At 69.2% G+C, this 20,281-nt stretch carries 18 protein-coding genes; 4 read left to right on the top strand and 14 right to left on the bottom strand.

Annotated features, from left to right (window positions below):
• Nucleotides 1-58: 58 nt before the first annotated feature.
• The 3 genes from OG905_RS32055 to fxsA form a co-directional block, all read right to left on the bottom strand.
• Nucleotides 59-769, bottom strand: coding sequence for an aminoglycoside N(3)-acetyltransferase (locus OG905_RS32055; protein WP_328679588.1), 711 nt, complete (start codon nt 767-769; stop codon nt 59-61).
• A 79-nt stretch (nt 770-848) separates the two neighbouring features.
• Nucleotides 849-3,056, bottom strand: a complete 2,208-nt coding sequence (gene fxsBH, locus OG905_RS32050; protein ID WP_328679585.1) for a radical SAM/SPASM protein FxsBH, inactivated beta-hydroxylase extension form — start codon at nt 3,054-3,056, stop codon at nt 849-851.
• Between the two features lie 9 nt (nt 3,057-3,065).
• Nucleotides 3,066-3,230: an FxSxx-COOH cyclophane-containing RiPP peptide gene (fxsA, locus tag OG905_RS32045; RefSeq protein WP_266478029.1), complete on the bottom strand. Its 165-nt coding sequence runs from the start codon at nt 3,228-3,230 to the stop codon at nt 3,066-3,068.
• Nucleotides 3,231-3,461: 231 nt separating this feature from the next.
• Between fxsA and OG905_RS32040 the strand changes: the two genes are divergently transcribed.
• Complete coding sequence (locus tag OG905_RS32040; RefSeq protein WP_328679582.1) at nt 3,462-4,364, top strand: DUF4231 domain-containing protein; 903 nt, start codon at nt 3,462-3,464, stop codon at nt 4,362-4,364.
• A gap of 12 nt (nt 4,365-4,376) precedes the next feature.
• On the opposite strand, the gene OG905_RS32035 is transcribed toward OG905_RS32040, so the two are convergent.
• The 3 genes from OG905_RS32035 to OG905_RS32025 all read right to left on the bottom strand — a co-directional run bounded on the left by OG905_RS32035 (nt 4,377) and on the right by OG905_RS32025 (nt 7,572).
• The gene (locus tag OG905_RS32035) at nt 4,377-4,856 is read right to left on the bottom strand and encodes a hypothetical protein (protein ID WP_324987446.1); all 480 of its coding nucleotides are present in this window, start codon (nt 4,854-4,856) and stop codon (nt 4,377-4,379) included.
• Between the two features lie 126 nt (nt 4,857-4,982).
• A complete protein-coding gene (locus OG905_RS32030) occupies nt 4,983-5,885 on the bottom strand; it encodes a S1 family peptidase (protein ID WP_328679579.1) in 903 nt (300 codons plus the stop codon).
• A 460-nt stretch (nt 5,886-6,345) separates the two neighbouring features.
• The gene (locus OG905_RS32025) at nt 6,346-7,572 is read right to left on the bottom strand and encodes a DUF5685 family protein (RefSeq protein ID WP_328679577.1); all 1,227 of its coding nucleotides are present in this window, start codon (nt 7,570-7,572) and stop codon (nt 6,346-6,348) included.
• Between the two features lie 287 nt (nt 7,573-7,859).
• Between OG905_RS32025 and OG905_RS32020 the strand changes: the two genes are divergently transcribed.
• Entirely contained in the window at nt 7,860-8,294 is a 435-nt protein-coding gene (locus OG905_RS32020; RefSeq protein ID WP_328679575.1) for a cell division protein SepF, read from the top strand.
• A 27-nt stretch (nt 8,295-8,321) separates the two neighbouring features.
• Here the strand turns inward: OG905_RS32020 and OG905_RS32015 are convergent, their stop codons facing one another.
• Both OG905_RS32015 and OG905_RS32010 read right to left on the bottom strand, forming a co-directional pair.
• A complete protein-coding gene (locus OG905_RS32015; RefSeq protein ID WP_328679574.1) occupies nt 8,322-9,512 on the bottom strand; it encodes an acyl-CoA dehydrogenase family protein in 1,191 nt (396 codons plus the stop codon).
• Between the two features lie 80 nt (nt 9,513-9,592).
• Complete coding sequence (locus OG905_RS32010) at nt 9,593-11,230, bottom strand: MFS transporter (protein WP_328679572.1); 1,638 nt, start codon at nt 11,228-11,230, stop codon at nt 9,593-9,595.
• A 432-nt stretch (nt 11,231-11,662) separates the two neighbouring features.
• On the opposite strand from OG905_RS32010, the gene OG905_RS32005 reads away from it, so the two are divergent.
• Nucleotides 11,663-12,640, top strand: coding sequence for a phosphatase PAP2 family protein (locus OG905_RS32005; protein WP_328679570.1), 978 nt, complete (start codon nt 11,663-11,665; stop codon nt 12,638-12,640).
• Nucleotides 12,641-12,729: 89 nt separating this feature from the next.
• Here OG905_RS32005 and OG905_RS32000 read toward each other — a convergent pair whose 3' ends face one another.
• Nucleotides 12,730-12,945 (bottom strand): I78 family peptidase inhibitor, encoded by a 216-nt coding sequence (locus OG905_RS32000; RefSeq protein ID WP_328679568.1) that lies wholly within the window; start codon nt 12,943-12,945, stop codon nt 12,730-12,732.
• 418 nt (nt 12,946-13,363) lie between these two features.
• Here OG905_RS32000 and ctaD point away from each other — a divergent pair, with 418 nt between their 5' ends.
• Nucleotides 13,364-15,073, top strand: a complete 1,710-nt coding sequence (ctaD, locus tag OG905_RS31995) for an aa3-type cytochrome oxidase subunit I (protein WP_328679567.1) — start codon at nt 13,364-13,366, stop codon at nt 15,071-15,073.
• On the opposite strand, the gene OG905_RS31990 is transcribed toward ctaD, so the two are convergent.
• The 5 genes from OG905_RS31990 to OG905_RS31970 form a co-directional block, all read right to left on the bottom strand.
• Entirely contained in the window at nt 15,033-15,989 is a 957-nt protein-coding gene (locus OG905_RS31990; RefSeq protein ID WP_328679565.1) for a helix-turn-helix transcriptional regulator, read from the bottom strand. The two genes, ctaD and OG905_RS31990, sit on opposite strands and share 41 nt — an antisense overlap.
• A 318-nt stretch (nt 15,990-16,307) precedes the next feature.
• Nucleotides 16,308-17,099 (bottom strand): hypothetical protein, encoded by a 792-nt coding sequence (locus OG905_RS31985; protein WP_328679563.1) that lies wholly within the window; start codon nt 17,097-17,099, stop codon nt 16,308-16,310.
• Nucleotides 17,099-18,382, bottom strand: a complete 1,284-nt coding sequence (locus OG905_RS31980; RefSeq protein WP_328679561.1) for a glycosyltransferase family 4 protein — start codon at nt 18,380-18,382, stop codon at nt 17,099-17,101. Before OG905_RS31980 ends, OG905_RS31985 begins: the two co-directional genes overlap by 1 nt.
• 54 nt (nt 18,383-18,436) lie before the next feature.
• Nucleotides 18,437-19,717, bottom strand: coding sequence for an ABC transporter substrate-binding protein (locus tag OG905_RS31975; RefSeq protein ID WP_328679559.1), 1,281 nt, complete (start codon nt 19,715-19,717; stop codon nt 18,437-18,439).
• The gene (locus tag OG905_RS31970) at nt 19,695-20,222 is read right to left on the bottom strand and encodes a hypothetical protein (protein ID WP_328679558.1); all 528 of its coding nucleotides are present in this window, start codon (nt 20,220-20,222) and stop codon (nt 19,695-19,697) included. The genes OG905_RS31975 and OG905_RS31970 overlap by 23 nt, the downstream gene beginning before the upstream one ends.
• Nucleotides 20,223-20,281 lie beyond the last annotated feature (59 nt).

The raw sequence follows: 20,281 nt of genomic DNA, 5'->3' as shown, positions 1-20,281 counted from the left end.
GCGAGCGAATTAATCATTCCGGAGCCCGACACACTCCATCCCCCCGACGTTCAGTCAATCAACACCGCTTTTCGGTCATCCAGCGCTCCGCATGGTCGACCGCTTCCTTGATCGAGAAGAACCTTGCCGGTCTTCCCCCCAGTTGTCCCTTCTGCTCCATACCCCAGGCGAAGGCAGCGCCGATCGCGCCGAAATCGCTGTCGTCAAGTTCGATGTCTTCGTACTCAGTCCATTCGTTACCCCCACCATGTCGCTGCACCACACAACGGTAGGTCCGGGCAGGAGCACGGGTCTTGTATTCGGCGAGATGGAATGCGGTGCAGACATCGAAATCCACATTGATCATCAACACCTGGGCCCGCGCCCGGTACAGGGCTCCGAGCGGCGAGTCCTCGCCGAGATGCGAGGTCAGCGGATGCACGGCGAGCAATTCGGCGGCCCGCCGTCCCACCGCGGCGAAGGAGGTCTGCGGATGGGCGCTGCGCACGGCCCCCTCGGCGGTCCGCACGGACTCGGCCAACCGGCCCATGCCCTGACTGGGCGTCGTCGCGGCGTCGAAGGCCGGCATTTCCGCCCGGAAGGCCGCCGACTGCTCGGGTGTCATGCCGCGCACGCGGGCCCGGTACGAGGGCGAGGTGTCGGAGTTGCTTGCGGTGAAGGCGGGCACGACGAGCGTGCCGTCCTCGCCCAGCACCTCGAGGAGCGCGTCACGGAGGCTTTCCGCCTGAAGTCCGGTGGCGCGCAGGGAGGCATGGACGAGCAGCGTCATGCCGTCCTGTACGCCCAGCCCCCGTAAGGACCGCGTCAGTCCTCGCAGGGACGGCGCCAGTGCGCTTCTTGGCCCGCCCTCACCCACGGCCGGCCTCTTTCCAGAGTTCGTCCAGCAGGCGCTGCCCACCGACGGTCAGCTCCGCCGCCCGTCCCAGGGTCTCCAGCGCGCGCTTGGCCTCCTCGGCCAGGTCCGGCTCGAAGGGCGCGAGCCCCACACGCTCGTACGCCCCCGCCAGCAGCTCGGACACCACGACCGGTTCGTCCTGCCAGGGCGCGGGGTGGCGCCACGAGCCGTCCTGCGCGTACAGATCCGTGACGTCGAGCAGCGCGTGCAGCCGGGCCCGCCGAAATCCGCGCAGCAGCGCGGGCGCGAGCTCTCCGGGCGTGGCGGGCAGGGCGATACCGAGTGCCCCGAAGCCGTGCAGGCGCGCCGTCGGCTCGCCCGCGGCCAGCGGGGTCAGGGTGGTCAGACAGTCCGCGGCGTCGGTCGCCTGCTCCGGTGCGGCCCGCCGCAGCAGGGCCCATGCCTCGGCCAGCCGTGCGCCCCACAGGGCAGCCTCCCGCGAGCTGAGGCGCTCCCGTACCGGGACGCCGAAGCAGTCGCGGTACGGGTCGAGGTCGTCGAGCCGCAGCGCGGGCTGGCCTTCGGCGGCGAGTGTGCGGACGGGCCGCCAGTCGGCGCTCTCCTCGATGGTGTGTACGTGGCGCGGCTCGCGCCCCTCCACGCGTACCAGGAGCCCGTTGTCGGCGGGCCGCACCTCGGCCTCGCCCCGCCGGGCCGGGCTCGTCAGCCGCAGTTCGCCGAGCGTGGGAAGCCGGAGCCTGCCGCCCTCGTACGGCACCCGGACGGGGACGTCGAGCCCGCCCCGTACCGCTGCGGCGGCGAGGTACGCGGGCAGCCGGAGAGCGAGGGCGGGCGCCTCGGGCAGCCCGTCACGCAGGGCGGCCAGGCAGGCCTGCAGCCAGGTGTAGGTGTAGGGATGGCCGTAGACGGCGTCGAGCGCGTCGGAGCGCCCTTCCAGAGCGGAGGCCAGCTCCCAGGCCTCGTCCCAGGTTTCGCCGCCGCGCCCGTCGAGTTCCGCATGGAGGTCGGCGAGCAGCATGCGCGTCAGGTCCTGGTGCTCGGCCATGAGTACGCCGGGATCCGTGACCGCGAGGGAGACCGTCGATGCGGCCGTGCGCTGCTCGATGCCCCGGATCAGTGCTTCGAGGTCGGTGCAGTACACGGAGGTGTTGTCGAAGTCGTTGCGGGAGCTGTAGCGGTGGGTGTAGAGCCCGCCGCCGCAGGACCGTACGACGGGACACTGCCGGCAGGTCGCGCTGACTCCCGCGAGCCCCAGTTGACGCGCCCTCACACCGGGATGGGCCGCGACAGCGTCGAAGGGGTGCGTGAAGACGTCGAATCCGGTCGCTGCCGCGCCTTCGTAGGCGCTCTTGAGCGAGTCGACCTGCTCCAGGGTGCCGTCGGTTTCCACGACGACGAGGTCGGTGGGGGCAAGGCCGAGGGACTCGGTGAGGCTGGGGCCGCCGCTGAGGGTGGAGAGTACGGACTCGAAGAGCCGTACCGGCACGTTCCTGCCCTGCTGGTTCCAGCGGTCGAAGATCGCCAGGATCCAGTCGGCGTAGGCGGTGGGTGAGCCGTCGGGGCGGGCGGGCGGGTCGTCCCAGGTGCTGTGCGGCAGGAGGAAGTCGATCCGCGGGGGTTCCAGCTCGGTGAGCGCGTCGTACACGGCGATCGGGTCGTTGGCCACGTCGATCGTGCAGAGAAGGCCGAGGTAGAGATGGCGGTAGCGGTCCTGCCTGAGCAGGTCGACGGCTCTGAGGACCAGAGGGTGGCTGGTGCGGCCGTCGGCGAAGCGGCGATGGCGGTCGTTCGCGGCCTTGTCGCCGTCGAGGGAGATCCCGACCCTGACGTTAAACTCGCTGAAGAGGTCGAGGTACGAGCGGCTCAGTTGTAAGCCGTTCGTATGGATGCGAAGGTCGAGTCCGGCGACCGGGTCGAGTGCTCTCGTGAGCTCCTCACAGACGCGTCGCAGTCGTGCGGGCCCCGCCAGAAGAGGCTCCCCTCCGTGCAGGATCACTGACACGGAGGGCAGGGCATGGCTCTTGGCATGCTCGGCCAGTCGCAGAGCTGTCCAGGAAATCGCTTCGTCAGAGATTGCCTTCGGGCGGGTACGCCAGCTCTGATCAGCGTGTTCGTAGATATAGCAATGGTCACATGCAAGATCACATCTGCTGTGGACCTTCAAAACGATCTCGCGGAATGGGACCAGGGGTCCTGTCATTCCGCCAGTCTAGAGCGCCGAGTTGAAGGTGGAAGCACGCAGAGAGCGGTCGGTGGCGGCCGGGAGGACCCGGGCCAGCTTGCTCGCGGCATCGGTGCCACGCACATCGATCTGTGCCAGTGGAACGCGGTTCTTCTTCGCAGCGGCGAAGGAGGCAGAGGTTTGAAACGTCATGGAGGCCGTCCTTGATGTTGTGTCCAGCACAGATACCATGCACCGTTGCGATGCCGGCGGCACGACTTTACTCTCATGGCCACTCGCAGCAACTCAGCACGTGGATACGCAACAAAAGAGTTGCGGCGCATTCTCGCAGGACGGCACGGAACAAGCCATTCCGCCTAAAGGGTGAAGACAAAACTGCAGACGGGGGTGCACATGACCGGTTTTACCGGCCCACTGCAAAGCATGGTCTTCCGTAACACTGATCTGCCGGTTCTCTACCACCACACGGACTCCATCGCGATCGCGCGCCAGCGTGAGGCCGTGGGCGCCACGCGCTACCAGCTGCTGTTGCTGGTGGCGGGTGCCGCTCTGGCCGCGCTGCCGTCGTCGCTCAAGCTGGGCTCCAGTTTCCAACTCCCCGGCGCCCTCAGCGCGTTGGCATACGCCGGGGTGTTGATCTTCAGCTATCGCTCGTCGAGCCGTAGAGCAAAGTCGCATTGGCAACTCAACCGCTCCGCAGCGGAGTTCATCAAGTCTCTCTGCTGGCGGTACTCCGTCCATGGAGCGCCGTTCGACTCGCACTCCACCGACGCCGACGCTTTGTTCACCGTGAGGCTGGAGGAAGGACTGCGGGAGCTGACCAAGGTCGGCTGGGAGGACCCCCGCACCAGCGTGCCCAAGGTGGCCGCCGGGGAGCTGATCACGACACCGATGCGGCAATTGAGGGCCAAGTCATTCAGTGTGCGCAAGGAGACCTATGTGAGGGACCGCCTGATTGAACAGCGCAATTGGTACCACCGGCGCACGGAGATATCCCGCCGCGCCACCCTTCTGTGGTCCGCGTCCATCGGACTGCTCACGATGCTCGCGCTCTTCCTCGCCCTGCTGAGGACCTTCTCGCTCGCCGAATCGGTCGATCTGGCGGGCCTGTTGTCGGCAGCGGCGGCCGCGTGTCTGGCGTGGAGCGAGATCCGTCGCCATCAACCACTCATCGCCGCACACTCGTTGGTCGAACAGGATCTGGCGACGATGCACACGGCGATGGAGACGTCAGTGAGTGAGGTGGAGTGGCCGTCCGCGGTCTACGAGACCGAGCGCATTGTGTCCCCGCAGCACACGGACTGGCTGGTCAGACACCGCAGTTGAGGGCCACTTCAGTCACAGGCGCTCCAGACCGTCGCGCCAGATGACCGTGACGGGCTTGCCCCGGTCTCGTGCGTAACGGACGATGTCGCCCGTGCCGCCGAGGCCGCGGGCGGGGTGGCCGTCCCAGACCGCCAGGAGCCGGTCGCAGTTGTCGGCGATATAGGCGCCCGCCGCGTAATAGGCCTCGTCGGTGGAGTAGGGAAAGGCCAGCTGGATCTCCCGGCTGGCAAGGCCTCGAAGGTGCTGGAAGCGGGCCAGCTCCCCGGGGACGGTGAAGCCGTCCTCGTAGTCCCCGCTGGGAATCACCACGGTCAGCTCGGCCCCGCAGTCCAGCGCCACGTCGGCGAACAGCTGGTCGGCGCCCGCAGCAAGGCTGGAGAGGGCTTCCATCGAACCCTGATGGCCGCACAGGACGGCACGCATTCCGGCGCGGATATGGCCGTACGCCTCGGGAGGGATTCCCCTGTGGCCGGTCACTCCGATGCGTTTCACTGACCGCAACCCCCGTCCCTCCACGCCCGACCGCCCTCACATCCTCTCAAATGGGGGCGCGACGTCGAGCCCCCGTCCTGTTATACGGACGAGGGCTCGACTGCTGCCGACTGCACAAGTGGTGCGTCAGTAGACGCTGACCCCATAGGCGCTGAGCGCTTCGGTCACCGGCTGGAAGAACGTCGTGCCGCCGGAGGAGCAGTTGCCGCTGCCGCCGGACGTCAGGCCGATGGCCCGGCTGCCGGAGTAGAGCGAGCCGCCGCTGTCGCCCGGTTCGGCGCAGACGTTGGTGCGGATCATGCCGTAGACGATGTCACCGCCGCCGTAGTTGACGGTGGCGTTCAGCCCGGTGACGGAGCCGCAGTGGATGCCGGTGGTCGAGCCGCGGCGGCAGACGGACATGCCGACGGTCGCGTTGGCGGCGCTGGTGATGTCCTGGCTGCCGACCATGCCCGGGTGGGAGAGCGAGGTGTTGGAGTACCTCACGATGCCGTAGTCGTTGCCCGGGAAGCTGGATCCGGCCGTGGGGCCGATGCTCGTGGTGCGCGAGGAGTTGGTGTACCAGGGCGGGTTGCCGTCGGTGCAGTGACCGGCGGTCAGGAAGTAGTAGGTGCCGCTGCTGCTGCGGACGTTGAAGCCCAGGGAACAGCGCCAGCTGGTGGCGTAGATCGCGTCGCCGCCCGAGATGAGCTTGGAGAACTTGCCGGCGGTGCGCTCGATGCGTATCGCACCGGCATTCGCCCCGGCTTCCTTCTTGATCTTGGCGATCCCGGCCTGGGAGACGGTGCTGTCGGCCGTGACGACCAGGGTGTTGGTCGTCTTGTCGATGAGCCAGGCGGTGCCTGCCACATCCGCGTCGAGTACGGCGTCGCTCGCGGCGCTGAGCTGGTTGACGCTGAAGGTCTGTGCCTGGGTGGCGTTGGCGGCGGGGACGGCCAGCGCGGCGGCGGTGATCAGGCCAGTAGTGACGGCGAGCAGACGCAAACGTCTCGCCATGCCACTGCGTGGGGTGGTGCGCTTGATCCTCACTTGTCGTTCCTCCAGAGGGGAATCGGGGGCCCGTTGTGGGGTTCGGGGCCCGTGAGGCGCAGTCATGAAGCACGGGGGACGTGTTCGGCTTCCGGACACGACGTGCTCCTGACAAGCGCTGCTCGGGAGTATTGGGTGCGCCAACATCCCGCGCAAGGGCGTCTTTCGGCCGCTCGCTCACGCACGACGTACGGCCCCGGCAGCTCGATGGCTGCCGGGGCTGTGCCGTACGTGTCCGCCTGTAAGACGGGTCAGCCGCCGAGAAGGTTCCGTTCACCGTCGTACGAGGTCGCACCGATGGCCTTGACGGTTTACGTCGGCTTGCGCCGAGACGGATTCGGCCGGTGAGCGGCTTGCTGTCGGCGGCGGGACCGTCCTCGTGGGCGGCGGTCGGCGCTACCTCGTCGCTGTCCTCACGCCACACGCGGGGACGGCCGGAATTCGCCCTTCCGCCGCCCGGTCAGCAGCCGTCGCAGGGGCAGCAGCAGTCACAGCCACCGCAGTCGCAGTCGCAGTCCCGGCAGCAGCCCTCGCGCTTCTTGCGGGACCAGGGGCCCTCGTACTCCTTGGCGCAGCAGATCTGGCAGGTGCAGAACAGCCCGGTGAAGACCGCGCAGCCCGCCCAGAAGCCGCGCCGTTTGGGCTTGGGCGGTTCACTGCCGAACTGCGGAGGGAGCCCGCCGGGGCCGCCTGGGCCGCCCGGCGCTCCCGGGTTGCCCCCGCCGTAGGGGTTGTTCGAGCCGTACGGTCCCTGGCCGTGCGGCCCGTAGCCGCCGCCCTGGTGGGGATTCTGCGGGTCCTGCGCCGGCCCGTACCCCTGGTGCGAGCAGGTCGTGGTGCCGAAGGCACGGTTCACCGAGGTCCGCAGCTCATGGGCGAGCAGCACATGCACCAGTGCGTCGTCCACGAATCGCGCGTCGCGCAGCGCGAGGCGCACCCCGTGCACCGCGTCGTCGGCGAGCCTGCGTGCCTCGGCGAGCGAGGTGCCGGTCGCCGTGAGCGGGTTCCACGCACCCGACGTCGCGTCAGCTTCCCTGTCCTCCACGGCATCCAGCAGATGCGCGAGCCGCCCGAAGAGCTTTCCGGCCTCGGCCAGCGGCGCGATGTTCTCCGGCCGCCCGGCCAGTACGGCGGTGTGCGCGAAGGCGGCCGCGGTCGCCGTCTCGGTCGGCTCGGTGACCGTGAGCAGCGGGGTACCGGGACCGGCCAGCGCCTCGATGCCGCTCTGGCGGTCGACCGCGTCGAGCAGCACCGCCGTGTCGAAGCCGAGCTCCGCGCCGGTGCGGGCGCCCGCACGGTCCCAGCCCGCGGCGATCTTGCGGGCGGTGGCGGCCACGGGCCTGCGGGCCAACACCCCGTCCCGGTCGACGACGTGGTCGCGTATCTTCGCCGACGCCAGCACCAGCGAGACGGTGGCCGCCAGCCGTGCTCCCTCGCCCAGGGCGACGGGCGCGGTGCGCATGGCCCGCAGCGGGCAGGGGCCCGCGGTGCGCCGGGAGGCGGGGGTCCGCTCGGTCTGAGCCTCCGTCAGAACCGAGACGATCAGGCCGTCGTAGTTGGTCACGACCCGGGCGAACTGGCCGTGGTCGGCGCGAAGTGCCAGGCAGAGCCCGCAGAGATGGGCCATCCACTCGGTCTTCAGCCCCTCGCTGAGCCGGTGTGTGCATGGCCTGACGATTCCGAACACGACGGTCCCCCGAGATCGTTCGACAGTGCGGTGCGCATCGTATCGAGCAATCCGTTCACCCGTACGCCCCACGATCACCCGTCTGGCCCGACTTTCATATTTTGGGCTCGCCACGCCCCGTACGCAGCAGGAATCTTGACGAATCGCCACATGTTCTGCACCAGTACCGTCACGAATCCCCTGCGCGGCGACTATCTACTTGGCGCGCGATCCGCATTATGGACGACGATAGGGACGCGGAACGGAAGAAGACCGCAGTGAGCGGACCGCAGTGAAAGGAGGCGTCCATGGGATCTGTGCGCAAGGCGAGCGCCTGGCTGGGACTCGTCGAGGACAGCGACGAGCGTTACTACGACGACGAGTACGCCGAGGGTGCGGAGTCGAGTGAAGCGTGGGTCACCGACCCGCGGGTGCGCGTTGCCTCCGAGGCCGCCCAGGAAGAGGGCCGGCGGATCGCCACGGTGTCGCCCTCCAGCTTCCGGGACGCCCGCGGTATCGGTGAGCTGTTCCGCGACGGCGTCCCGGTCATCGTGAACCTCACGGCCATGGAGCCCTCCGACGCCAAGCGCGTCGTGGACTTCGCCGCCGGGCTGACCTTCGGGCTGCGTGGCTCCATCGACCGCGTCGCGACCCGGGTCTTCCTGCTGAGCCCCGCGGACACCCAGGTGGTCAGCGGGGAAGCCGCGGGTCGTGGGCAGGACGGTTTCTTCAACCAGAGCTGAGCAAGGGTCTCTCCGGCCGCTTCCCGGTCACCGGAAAGCGTCGAGGCCGGTGAGCGCCTTGCCCAGCACCAGCTGATGCATCTCGACGGTGCCCTCGTAGGTGAGCACCGATTCGAGGTTCGTCGCATGCCGCATCACGGGGTACTCCAGCGAAATTCCGTTCGCACCGAGGATGGTGCGCGCGGTGCGGCAGATCTCGATCGCCTCGCGCACATTGTTGAGCTTCCCGAAACTGACCTGCTCGGGCCGGAGCTTGCCGGCGTCCATGCGGCGGCCCAGATGGTGGGCGAGCAGGATGCCCTTGTGCAGTTCGACGGCCATGTCCGCGAGTTTGGCCTGGGTGAGCTGGAAGCCGCCGATCGGCCTGCCGAACTGCTCGCGCGTCTTCGAGTACTCCAGGGCCGACTCGAAACTGGACCGGGCGGCCCCCATCGAGCCCCAGACGATTCCGTAGCGGGCGTGCGTGAGGCAGCTCAACGGCCCCTTGAGGCCGGTGACGTCCGGCAGTACGGCGTCGGCGGGCAGCCGCACCTCGTCCATGACCAGTTCGCTGGTGACGCTCGCGCGCAGCGACCACTTGTGCTTGATCTCGGGTGCGGAGAAGCCGGGGGTGTCCGTCGGTACGGCGAAGCCACGAATGCCCTCGTCGGTCTGCGCCCACACCACGGCGACGCCGGCCACCGAACCATTGGTGATCCACATCTTGCGGCCGGTCAGCACCCAGTCGGAGCCGTCCCGTTTGGCGAAGGTGCGCATCCCGGCCGGGTCGGAGCCGTGGTCGGGCTCGGTGAGGCCGAAGCAGCCGATGATCTCGCCCGCCGCCATGCCGGGCAGCCAGCGCTGCTTCTGCTCCTCGGAGCCGAAGCGGTGGATCGCGTACATGGCCAGCGAGCCCTGGACTGAGACCAGCGAACGGATGCCGGAGTCGGCGGCCTCCAGCTCAAGACAGGCGAGGCCGTACTGGACGGCGGTGGCGCCCGCGCAGCCGTAGCCCTTGAGCGACATGCCGAGGGCGCCGATCGAGCCGAGTTCGCGGGCGAGTTCGCGGATGCCGGGGAGCTCGCCGCGCTCGTACCAGTCGGCGATGTACGGCAGGACCCGGTCAGCGGCCCAGCTGCGGACGGTGTCGCGGATCGCCAGTTCCTCGGGGTCGAGCAGATCGTCGATGCCGAGAGGGTCGCTCGGGTCGAAGGGCGCGGGCTTCGAGGGTGCGGACATGACATGGCCTCCGACGGCGCTCACACAGCGGAACACGAAAACTAGCAGTGTTAGTTACGGGCTCCGCCCGACGTTACGACTCAGTGTGCCGCGCGTCCAGACCCGGTCGCTTCGGCGGGCTCACGGCTCGCCGGAAGCGAGACCTCCGGGCGCCTCGGCGCCGGGCACTTCTCGGCCGCGGCCGCGCACTCCATGACCCTCGGCAGCCGCAGCGCGGCGAGCGCGCCGAGCAGCAGCAGACCAGCGCTGACCAGCAGCGTGACATGGAGACCGTTGACGAAGGAGTGGCGGGCCGTGGAGCGCAGCATCTCGCCGCTCGACCCGCCGAGGCGGTCGGCCACCTGATAGGCCTCGCCCAGGGAATTCGACGCGGCCGCGCCCACCGAGCCGGGGACGCCGCTCAGTGAGGTGAGCGCGGGCGCGTACGCGGCGTTCATGACGCTGCCGAGCAGGGCGATGCCCATCCCGGCGCCGAGCTGGTAGGAGGTCTCGCCTATCGCGGCGGCCCCGCCCGCCTGGTCCGGCGGGGCCTCGCTGAGCATCGACTCGTACGCGCCGAAGAGCGTCGTCTGCAGTCCGAAGCCGAGCAGGACGAATCCGGTGGTCAGCAGCCAGGGCCGGTCGTGCTGTCCCATCAGGGTGAGCAGCAGGACGGCCGCCGCGGTCAGGACGAAGCCCCAGGCGACCATCCGGCGCGGGCCGACGCGGTGCAGGGTGTGGGAGCCGGTGGCGCCCGCGGCCATCGCGGCGAAGGTGAGCGGCAGCAGCCGCAGGCCGGTCTCCAGCGGGCTGAGTCCGAGCACCAGCTGGAGGTACTGGACGGCGATCAGCTCCAGGCCGACCAGCGCGAGCATCGCGAGGATGATGCAGCCGACCGAGGTCGAGAACGTGGCCCTGGCGAACATCCGCATGTCGATCAGCGGGTGTTCGCGGCGCTTCTGGCGGCGTACGAACAGGGCGAGCAGCACACCGCCCAGCAGCAGCGGCCCCACGGCCTTGACATCGAGGACGCTGTCACCGGCGCCCAGGCGCTTGACGCCGAGGACCGCGCCGAGCACGCCGCCCGCGGCCATCAGCGCACCGAGCACGTCCCAGGGCCCGTCGACGCCACCGCGGGATTCGGGCAGCAGCCAGCGCCCGACGGGCAGTATCAGCGCCATCAGCGGGATGTTGATCAGGAAGACCGAGCCCCACCAGAAGTTCTCGACCAGAAAGCCGCCGAGGACCGGGCCGGTGGCGGCGCCGACCGCGGCGACGGCGGTCCATATGCCGATCGCCATGGCGCGCTCGCGCCGGTCGGGGAAGACCGCGCGGAGGATCGAGAGCGTCGCGGGCATGATCATCGCGCCGCCGACGCCGAGCAGGGCCCGCGCACCGATCAGTACTTCCGGGGTGGTCGCGAGTGCGGCGACCGCCGATGCGAGGCCGAAGATTCCGTAACCGATCAACAGCACACGGCGACGACCGAAGCGGTCACCGAGCGTGCCGAAAAGGATCAGAAGCGAGGCGCAGATGAGGGGATACGCGTCCACGATCCACAGGAGCTCGACCCCGGTGGGACGCAGATCCTCCGTGACGGCGGGGACTGCGACATGCAGCACGGTCGCGTCGAGCGCGACCAGCAGCAGGCTGATACAGAGGACGACAAGAACGACCCAGCGGTTGGCACCGCCGCCGGCGGCACGCAGTCGTGCTCCGGCCGTGGTCGTCCCGGACATGTACGTACCTCCCAATGAGTCCCTCGCGCTCGGCGGGCCAGCCGGGGACGGTGCTGCTGTCCCACAGGGCGGTCCGGCATCGACGGGCGAGTGAGCCGTCAGAGTACGCGAGTTCGGGCGCCCGTTGCATGGTCAAGCTCTCACCTCTGTGGACACAGACGTGTGGCGTGCGCCACGCCACGCCCGGCACGGAACTGAATCTTGGGTGGTCCGAACGGGGGGAAAATTCCGCACGGGGCGGCGGTGAACTGTTATTCGCGGCGCCGAAAGACCCCGGCGTGACCCGCTCCAGAGCAATATGACGGGCAGCCTGCGGGATTTCCGAATTGGCCCGGAATAAATCCCGAACTGAGAGATAGTCCACATCACATCGTCATCACAAAGCCGCTGGTTCGGCCTAGTCGCACACTCACTCGCTGTAACGTCGATTGGGTGCGTACCGACATCTTTGCCCGCCTGGACCGAGAGCCGGAACCGCCGAAGATAGAGATCCCGCGGATGAGCCGCACGCGTCTCACGCTCTTCGGCGGGACGTTGGCGTTCTATCTCGCCATCGTCGTGGCGGTGCTCGCCCCGACCTGGCTGGTGATCATCGACTGGAAGGTCATGCTCTTCCGGCCCTACCAGCAGTGGCCGGAACTCCACGCCTTTCTCGACTACTTCGTGGTGCTCGGCCAGCGCGGACCCACAGCCGTGATGGTCGCGGCCTGGCTGGGCTGGCGCTCCTGGCGTCAGCACACGCTGCGCCCCCTCCTCGCGCTCGGCGCCGCCCTGCTCCTGCTCAACGCGACGGTGGGCGCCGTCAAGATCGGTCTCGGCCGCCTCGGCCCCCACTACGCGACGGAGATCGGTTCCGCCGAGCTCTTCGCCGGCGGCGATATATTTCCCTCCGGGCACACCGCGAACGCGGTCGTGACCTGGGGAATCCTGGCGTATCTGGCCACCACTCCGCGGGCTCGGCGCTATCTGTCGGCACTCTCGGCAGTGGTCTCCCTGGGCGTCGGCCTGACCACCGTGTACCTCGGTACGCACTGGCTGAGCGATGTGCTGCTCGGCTGGGCGGCCGGGCTGCTGATCCTGCTCGCACTGCCCTGGTGCGAGACCCTGATCGGCACGGCGGAGGCCTGGATCCTCTCGTTGCGCGAGCAGTGGCGTGCGCGCCGCCGGCTCGCTCCCTCCCTGCCGGTCGCCGTCGGCGGCCTGGGGCCGGGGATATTCCCGCAGCGCGGGCCCTCGGGAGAGCAGGAGCCGGCCCGCGAGCCGGTGGCCGCCGTCGGCGGCCGCCCCACCGCACGCACGGCCACCCAACTCGACCGTCAGAGACCGCACACGGTGCGTTCCGAGCGGACGCCGGTCACGCCCTCGGGCAGCCGCCGCCCGCCCACGTCACGCCCCGTCACGGGCGGCTGAAGCCCGGCCGCTCAGCTGCGTACGGCGAAGGCCCCGACCATGACGGTCGGGGCCTTCTTCGCATGCAGTCGTCCGTCTCGCGATCCTTGTCAGCCCGGCCAGCAGCGGATGACCGTGCCGCCCTCCACCTCGAAATTGAGCCGTCCCGCCAGATACTCCATGGTGATGATCGCGCCCGGTGGCAGCGCTCTGACGGTGGTCCAGCCGCGCTCGCGGGCCAACTGCCCGGCGCTCTCGGCTTCGAGGCCGACATACGACGAGGGGGCGTCGTCGGGCTGTGCGGGAGGGGTCGGTATCGGTGCCATGACACCCACCGTAGGCGGGAGCGGACGGTGACGGAAGCCGGGACAAGGCGAGCTGCAGCAGCCTCGTGTACGCCACCGGTCACGCTTCTGTCACAGGATCCCGACACGCGTTCAGCTCAAACTCCGTCACTCGAACGAGCAGTTCAACGCCACCCGCGTGGTAATTCCACATGCCTTGCCGATCATGCTAAATTCCGCTCTGGAATTGCCCGAGGCCGGCGCCGGAGGGTGAATTGACGGACCGTGGAGAATTCACCGGTTCCTTACACAATCCACCCTCACGTTCGAACGGTCTCGCCGCAGTGGACACATCCCGCCGGGGACACACCCTGTTGGAGTGGACATCTCGGCGAGCATCATGGCCCCAGCCCGATACCGACGAGACGAAGCCCGAGCCGCGGACAGCGAGGGGGCAGGGATGGGTACGCAGACCGCCGAGGCAAAGGCCGAACCGGCGCGGGAACGGCATCCGGGCCGGGTGGTGGTGGACTGGCTGACCACCACCGACCACAAGAAGATCGGGCACCTGTACCTGATCACCTCGTTCGTCTTCTTCCTCATCGCCGGCCTGCTGGCCATGATGATGCGCGCCGAGCTGGCCCGTCCCGGGCTGCAGCTGATGAGCAACCAGGAGTTCAACCAGGCCTTCACGCTGCACGGCACGATCATGCTGCTGCTCTTCGCGACCCCAACCTTCGCGGGGTTCGCCAACGAGATCGTGCCGCTGCAGATCGGCGCGCCCGACGTCGCCTTCCCGCGGCTGAACATGTTCTCGTACTGGCTGTTCCTCTTCGGCGGGCTGATGGTGGTCGGCTCCCTGCTGGTGCCCAGCGGTCCCCCGGCCTTCGGCTGGACCGCCTACGCGCCGCTCAACGGCCTGGAGCGGTCCCCCGGCATCGGCGCCGACCTGTGGATCATGGGCCTTGCTCTCTCCGGCTTCGGCACGATCCTGACCTCGGTGAACTTCCTGGCCACCATCGTCGGGATGCGCGCGCCCGGCATGACGATGTTCCGGATGCCGATCTTCACCTGGAACATCCTCTTCACCACGATCCTGGTGCTGATGGCCTTCCCCGTACTGGCCGCGGCGCTGCTGGTACTCGAGGCGGACCGGCGCTTCGGATCGGTGGTCTTCGACGCGGAGAACGGCGGGGCGCTGCTGTGGCAGCACCTGTTCTGGTTCTTCGGCCATCCCGAGGTCTACATCATCGCGCTGCCGTTCTTCGGCATCATCTCGGAGATCATCCCGGTCTTCTCGCGCAAGCCGATCTTCGGTTACATCACCCTGATCGGCGCGACCATGACGATCACCGGGCTCTCGGTGGTGGTGTGGGCGCACCACATGTTCGTCACCGGAGCGGTGCTGCTTCCGTTCTTCTCACTGCTGTCCTTCCTGATCGCGATCCCGACCGGGGTGAAGTTCTTCAACTGGACGGGCACGATGCTCAAGGGCTCGCTGTCCTTCGAGACGCCGATGCTGTGGGCGGTCGGCTTCCTGGTGACGTTCCTCTTCGGCGGTCTCACCGGCGTCATCCTGGCCTCGCCGCCGATGGACTTCCAGGTCACGGACTCGTACTTCGTCGTGGCGCACTTCCACTACGTGGTCTTCGGCACCGTCGCCTTCGCGACCTTCGCCGGCTTCCACTTCTGGTGGCCCAAGTTCACCGGCAAGATGCTCGACGAACGGCTCGGCAAGATCCATTTCTGGACCCTGTTCGTCGGCTTCCACACCACCTTCCTCGTGATGCACTGGCTGGGCGCCGAGGGCATGCCCCGGCGGTACGCCGACTATCTGGCCGCCGACGGCTTCACGGTCCTCAACACCATCTCGACCATCGGCTCGTTCCTGCTCGGCCTCTCGACGCTGCCGTTCCTCTACAACGTCTGGAAGACCACCAAGTACGGCAAGAAGATCGAGATGGACGACCCGTGGGGCTTCGGCCGCTCGCTGGAGTGGGCGACCTCCTGTCCGCCGCCCCGGCACAACTTCATCACCATCCCCCGCATCCGCACCGAGTCGCCCGCCTTCGATCTGCACCACCCGGAGTTCGCGGCCATCGAGCACGATGTGGCAGAGGCGGGCCGGCTCAGTCGAGGGCCCGGGACAGGCGGTCCCGGACCGTCCTGATATGCTCGGTCAGCTCTTCGGGCTCGACCACCTCGAAGTCGACGCCCATGAGCATCACATGGATCACCAGCACGTCCAGGCTCGCGGCCCCGGTGCGCAGCAGACAGGTCTTCTCGTCGACCGCCTCCAGCGCGCCGTCGGACGGTCCGACGACCTGGGCGGCCAGTTCGGCGGAGGTGTGCAGCCGGATGACCGCCTGGGCGGCGTAGGCGTGCGTGGAAACGCCCTTCGAGACATACGCGGCCAGATCCTCGGCCGGCGGGGTGCGCGGGGCGAAGCGCGGGCCGTGCGGCGGCTTCGGGGTGATCCGGTCAGCACGGAACGTACGCCAGTCACCGCGGTCCAGGTCCCAGGCGACCAGATACCAGCGGCGCTCGGTGCACACCAGACGGTGCGGCTCGACGCTGCGGCGGGTGGCGGAGCCGCCGTGGTCGCGGTACTCGAAGCGCAGCCGCTCGCTGTCGCGGCAGGCGTTGGCCAGCTCGGTGAGGACGGAAGGGTCGACCTGCGCCTGCGGGGCCCGCATCATCGGCACGGTGAACGCGTTGAGCGCGCCCACGCGTCGGCGCAGCCGGCTCGGCAGCACCTGCTCCAGCTTGGCCAGGGCGCGTACGGAGGTCTCGCCGATGCCCTCGATGCCCTGGCCGGCGGCGGTACGCAGGCCGACCGCGACGGCCACCGCCTCCTCGTCGTCGAGCAGCAGCGGCGGCAACTCGGCCCCCGCGCCGAGCTGATAGCCGCCGCCGGTGCCGGGGCTGGCGTTCACCGGATAGCCGAGCTCGCGCAGCCGGTCGACGTCGCGCCGCACGGTGCGCGGCGTGACGCCGAGCCGGTCGGCGAGATCGGCGCCGGACCAGTCGCGGTGGGCCTGGAGGAGTGAGAGCAGGCGGAGGAGTCTTGCGGAGGTCTCCAGCATGGGGTCGAGTGTGGCAGGGGTTGAGGACGGTTTCTGTCCGCGAGGTGGAGCGGGGCGGGGGCGCCTGCGGCGGGCTTGTTCCCCACCCCGCCGCTTCCCGTGACTGAGGCTTCGCCCCAGACCCCGTACGCGCTTCGCGCGTGTCCTCGAACGCCGGACGGGCTGAACATCCAGCCCCGTGGGAGTCCCCCCGGACGAAGTCTGGGGGAGTTTGAGGCGCGGGGGTCCGGGGGCAGCGCCCCGCCACGCGGCGGAGCCGCAAAATGTCACAGCGGGAAGGGGCGGGGTGGGGAACAAGCCCCGGGCAGCGGCCCTCGCTCAGCGCGCCGCGGTGAGGCGGACACACAAGTCGTTGTCGACCGTGTAGCACGGCTCCGCGAACTGCCCCGTCTCCGTCCGCTGCTTCGGGTACACGAAGACATTCCGCCTGTCCCAGACGTCGTCGAGGACGCGGGACACCCGCACCGCCGCGGCCCCGGCCGCCGGGACCAGCCACAGGTCCCACCACTGATCCTTGCCGCCCGACGCCTCGGCCAGCGGGGCGAACGGCAGTGTGAAGCCGAAGGCCCCGTCCTTGCCCGTCGCCGGGACCCGGTGCACCAGGTCGCCGCCGCGCAGGCGGGCCTCGGCGGCGGCTCCCTCGCCCACTTCGGTTCCGTACAGCCGGCCCTCGACCGTCATCGCGCAGTGCTCCGCCACCACGCCGATGTCCCCGGCCTCGGCGTGCGGCGCGCGCACCCAGCAGCGCAGGGCGAGGCTGCCTCCCGCCGTGGGATACGGGACGCGTGGGGCGATCCGGTCGGTGTCCGGCGTGCGGTCGAGGAGGGCCCGGACGTCCCGGATGCCGGACTCGACAGGCCGGTCCCCGGCATACGCGTCCCAATGGCCTTCGGCCAGCTCGACCGTCCCGGGCAGTACGGCACGCGAAGTCCCGTCGCCCGACGGCGTGAGCGGCAGTCGCGTCTCGTCCTGCTCCCCCTCGCAGCCGCGCCGCCTCAGCACGAGTTCGGCGTCGCTCGCGCCGATGCCCGCCAGGTCGAAGGTGACGGCGCCCGCCGCGTCGGCGAGACAGTCGGCGCGCGGAGTGCGCCGCTCGGTGTCCGTGGTCATCAGGACTTCTTCCCCTTACGGATCGCGTCGGTTGCCCTGTAGCGCGCGGAGTAGATCCCGTCGTACAGCGCGCTCCTGCCACGGCGCAGCGTGTCGCGTACCGCGCCGCGCCAGAATCCGCTCCCTCCCTGTCCGACGAGTTCGGTGAACATGGCCTCGTGGCGCTCGGCGATCCGCGCCGGGTCGAAGCGGGCGGAGGCGGCGAGCGCCGCCTGTCCGGTGCGGCGGCGCAGTTCGTCGTCCTCGATCAGGGCGATGAGGGCGTCGGCGATAGCGTCCACGTCGCCGACCGGCACGAGACGGCCGTCGACGCCGTCCTCGATGATCTCGCCGGGCCCGTGCGGGCAGTCGGTCGAGACGACGGGGACGCCGCAGCGCATCGCCTCGACGATGGTCATGCCGAAGGACTCCAAGCTGGAGGTGACCGCGGCGATCGAGCCCTTGACCCACTCCGGCTCCAGCGGGTTGGCGGGCCCCATCAGGTAGACGTGGTTGTGCAGTTGGCGCTCTTCGACGAGGGCGAGCAGCGCGTTTCTCTCGTTGCCCGTCGCGTCTGGGCCACCGTAGATCCGCAGCCGCCAGTCGGGGTGCGCGGCGACCACCTTGGAGAAGGCCTTGACCAGCAGGTCGTACCGCTTGACCTTGGTCAGCCGGCCGGCCGCGACGATCCACTTGCTTTCGTGGTCCGCGGGCGCGACGGTCAACGCGGGCACACTGTTGGGCACGGCTACGACCCGTACGCCGGGCAGCTTCAGCTGGGCGCGGTAGGCCCGCGCGTCCGCCTCGGTGACGGTGGTGACCGCGTCCAGGAGCGGGTAGCGGTGCCCGATCTCGCGGCGCAGCCGGTGGCCGTGGCTGTCCAGCGTGAGATGTTCCTGGGCGATGCGGACCGGGCCGCGGCGGGTCTGGCGGGCGATGTGCACATTGAGCCCGGGGCGGGTGCCGACGACGACATCGGCCCGCAGGGAGCCGAGATGGGCGGCGATCCGGGCGTCGCTGAGGCGGCTGTACTGCTTGTAGCGGCCCTCGCCGCGCGGGAAGACCCGGGCGGGTCGTTTGTGGTCCGGGTGGTCGCCGTCGTAGCCGGGGCTCTTTCCGCGCAGATCCACGAGGTGCTTCATGGTGACGCCGGCGGGCGCGCCCATCATGGGTTCGTCACGGTGCCGGAACACGGAGACGATCTCGACGTCATGACGCTCGGCCAGGTTCCGGGCGAGGTTGAACGTCGTGCGGATCGTGCCGCCGATGCCGTACGCGTTGTGGAGCAGAAAAGAGATGTGCATGCGCCGTAGCGACCCCCGTTATTCGTATGTGCAAAGAGGGACTGTACTTGTCGGCTAGGGCCGATAGGGGAGCTGGGGCACGGTGAAGCAGTTCTTGGTCATGTCGCCCTCGGTGACCCAGCCCTTGCCGTCCTGCCAGCGTGCGACGGACAGACAGGTGTGGCGGGTCTTCGGCGGCTCGGCCAGTTTCTCGAAGACCACGGGCAGCAGCAGGCCGCGCGCGGTGTACGGCTCGGGCCGGTTGACGAAGCGTTCGACGCAGTCGCGGGTGAGATCGGCCGTGCAGGAGCGGGCCGCGTCGGTGAACCACATGGCGGCGGCCCAGCCCTCCAGCTGCCACTGGGAGAGCTGACGGCCCTTCATCGCCTCACGGAACTCACGTACGGCGGGCTGATCGGCGTCCTCGTAGTTGCGGCTCGATCCGGTCACCCACAGGGCGTTTCGGCAGCTCGGCGCGTTCTTGAAGTCCTTCGGTACCGAGGAGTCCCAGTTCTGCACGTTGGTGACCTTGGCGGTGACATGCACGCCGACCGCGTCCATCGCCTCGCACAGCTGGGCGTTGCCGTGGGTGTCCATCGCGTCGAAGACCAGGTCGGCGCCCTGCTGTTGGAGGTCGGCGGCGACGGCGCGGAAGTTCGGCAGCGCGAAGTCGACCTGTTCGGTGACCACGCGATAGCCCTCGGCTTTCAAGCCTTGGGTGATCAGCCGGGCGTACGCGGCGGACGAGGCCTGGTTGTAGGAGACGACGGCGGCGGTACGGGCGCCCTGCGTGCTCTTGAAGTAGCGGTAGACCTCGGTGCCGCCGTACAGCGTGCCGTGCCAGCCGGGGGCGTCGCCGGTGCGCGGGGCGAGGCTGCCGTAGATCCCGTACAGATGCGGATAGGTGTCGTACGCGGGGCCGATCGGCTGGCCGCCGATGTCGGGGACGCCCGCCTTGGCGACGAGGGGTGCGCCCGCGTAGTCGAGTGCGGTCGTCGCGACGAGCGCGAAGACCTTCTTCTCGTCGAGCAGCTTGTGCACGCACTCGTTGTTGCCGACGCCGCTGCCGCCGTCGTCGCAGGTGATCACCTCGATACGGCGGCCGTCGATGCCGCCCTTCGCGTTCAGCGCGTCGAAGTAGGCCTTGGCCCCGTCCCCCGGGCCGGAGAAGGCGGCGCCGCCGACCGGGCTGGTGGCGCTGCTGATGATCCCGATGCGGATCGGCTGGGCAGCGCTACTGCGTACGGGTGGCGCCGAGCTCTCGAAGGCGCTCTCGGGCAAGCGGCTGCCGCAGGCGGCGCTCCCGGTCAGGAGAGCCGCGAGCAGCAGGGCTTCAGCAGCCGGGCGCGGCCGCATTACCGCTGAGCTTGACCAGGGCGCACAGGGTCTTCACGGAGACCTTCCAGGTCTGGTCCTGGTAGATCGCCGTGCCCTTGGAGCCGGGCAGGGCCGGCGCGCCGCCGACCAGCAGGTCATAGGTGACCGTGGCGTCGGTGGGCGAGGTGAACTGCACGGCCGTGACCTTCACCGAGGTCTGCGCGGCGTTCTTGTCGCCGCTGAACGCGGCGAGCAGCGGACGCAGTAGCGCACCGTTCTCCAGCACCTTGACCTTGGCGTCCGTGGTCGCCTTGGGGTCGAAGAACGTCGTCCAGTTCTTCTCGATCTCCGCCTTCGCGGCCGCGGGGTCGGCCGGGCCGTTGGCGGCCGGTGCGCTGCTGGAGGGCGGGGCCGTCGCGGACGGGGTCGGCGTGGCCTTGGACCCGCCGCCGTTGTCGTCCGAGCATCCTGCCGCGGCCGGTACGAGTATCAGGACCGCGGCGGCCGCCCATGCCGCGGTTCTCGGGTGCCTGACATGGACCATCTGGCTCACCACCGGTTGTCGGCTTCCAGCGTCTGTCGGTTCAGGGCATAGTGCAAGGA

It is taken from the genome of Streptomyces sp. NBC_00322 (assembly GCF_036147535.1).
Taxonomy (GTDB): Bacteria; Actinomycetota; Actinomycetes; order Streptomycetales; family Streptomycetaceae; genus Streptomyces.
The sequence above is the reverse complement of the archived record's forward strand: the minus strand, read 5'-3'. Positions and strand labels throughout refer to the sequence as shown.

Excerpts from the sequence above, each read along its gene's own strand:
- OG905_RS32055 (WP_328679588.1), bottom strand. The coding sequence starts at position 769 with ATGACGCTGCTCGTCCATGCCTCCCTGCGCGCCACCGGACTTCAGGCG.
- fxsBH (WP_328679585.1), bottom strand. The coding sequence starts at position 3,056 with ATGACAGGACCCCTGGTCCCATTCCGCGAGATCGTTTTGAAGGTCCAC.
- fxsA (WP_266478029.1), bottom strand. The coding sequence starts at position 3,230 with ATGACGTTTCAAACCTCTGCCTCCTTCGCCGCTGCGAAGAAGAACCGC.
- OG905_RS32040 (WP_328679582.1), top strand. The coding sequence starts at position 3,462 with ATGGTCTTCCGTAACACTGATCTGCCGGTTCTCTACCACCACACGGAC.
- OG905_RS32020 (WP_328679575.1), top strand. The coding sequence starts at position 7,860 with ATGGGATCTGTGCGCAAGGCGAGCGCCTGGCTGGGACTCGTCGAGGAC.
- OG905_RS32015 (WP_328679574.1), bottom strand. The coding sequence starts at position 9,512 with ATGTCCGCACCCTCGAAGCCCGCGCCCTTCGACCCGAGCGACCCTCTC.
- OG905_RS32010 (WP_328679572.1), bottom strand. The coding sequence starts at position 11,230 with ATGTCCGGGACGACCACGGCCGGAGCACGACTGCGTGCCGCCGGCGGC.
- OG905_RS32000 (WP_328679568.1), bottom strand. The coding sequence starts at position 12,945 with ATGGCACCGATACCGACCCCTCCCGCACAGCCCGACGACGCCCCCTCG.
- ctaD (WP_328679567.1), top strand. The coding sequence starts at position 13,364 with ATGGGTACGCAGACCGCCGAGGCAAAGGCCGAACCGGCGCGGGAACGG.
- OG905_RS31990 (WP_328679565.1), bottom strand. The coding sequence starts at position 15,989 with ATGCTGGAGACCTCCGCAAGACTCCTCCGCCTGCTCTCACTCCTCCAG.
- OG905_RS31985 (WP_328679563.1), bottom strand. The coding sequence starts at position 17,099 with ATGACCACGGACACCGAGCGGCGCACTCCGCGCGCCGACTGTCTCGCC.
- OG905_RS31980 (WP_328679561.1), bottom strand. The coding sequence starts at position 18,382 with ATGCACATCTCTTTTCTGCTCCACAACGCGTACGGCATCGGCGGCACG.
- OG905_RS31975 (WP_328679559.1), bottom strand. The coding sequence starts at position 19,717 with ATGCGGCCGCGCCCGGCTGCTGAAGCCCTGCTGCTCGCGGCTCTCCTG.
- OG905_RS31970 (WP_328679558.1), bottom strand. The coding sequence starts at position 20,222 with ATGGTCCATGTCAGGCACCCGAGAACCGCGGCATGGGCGGCCGCCGCG.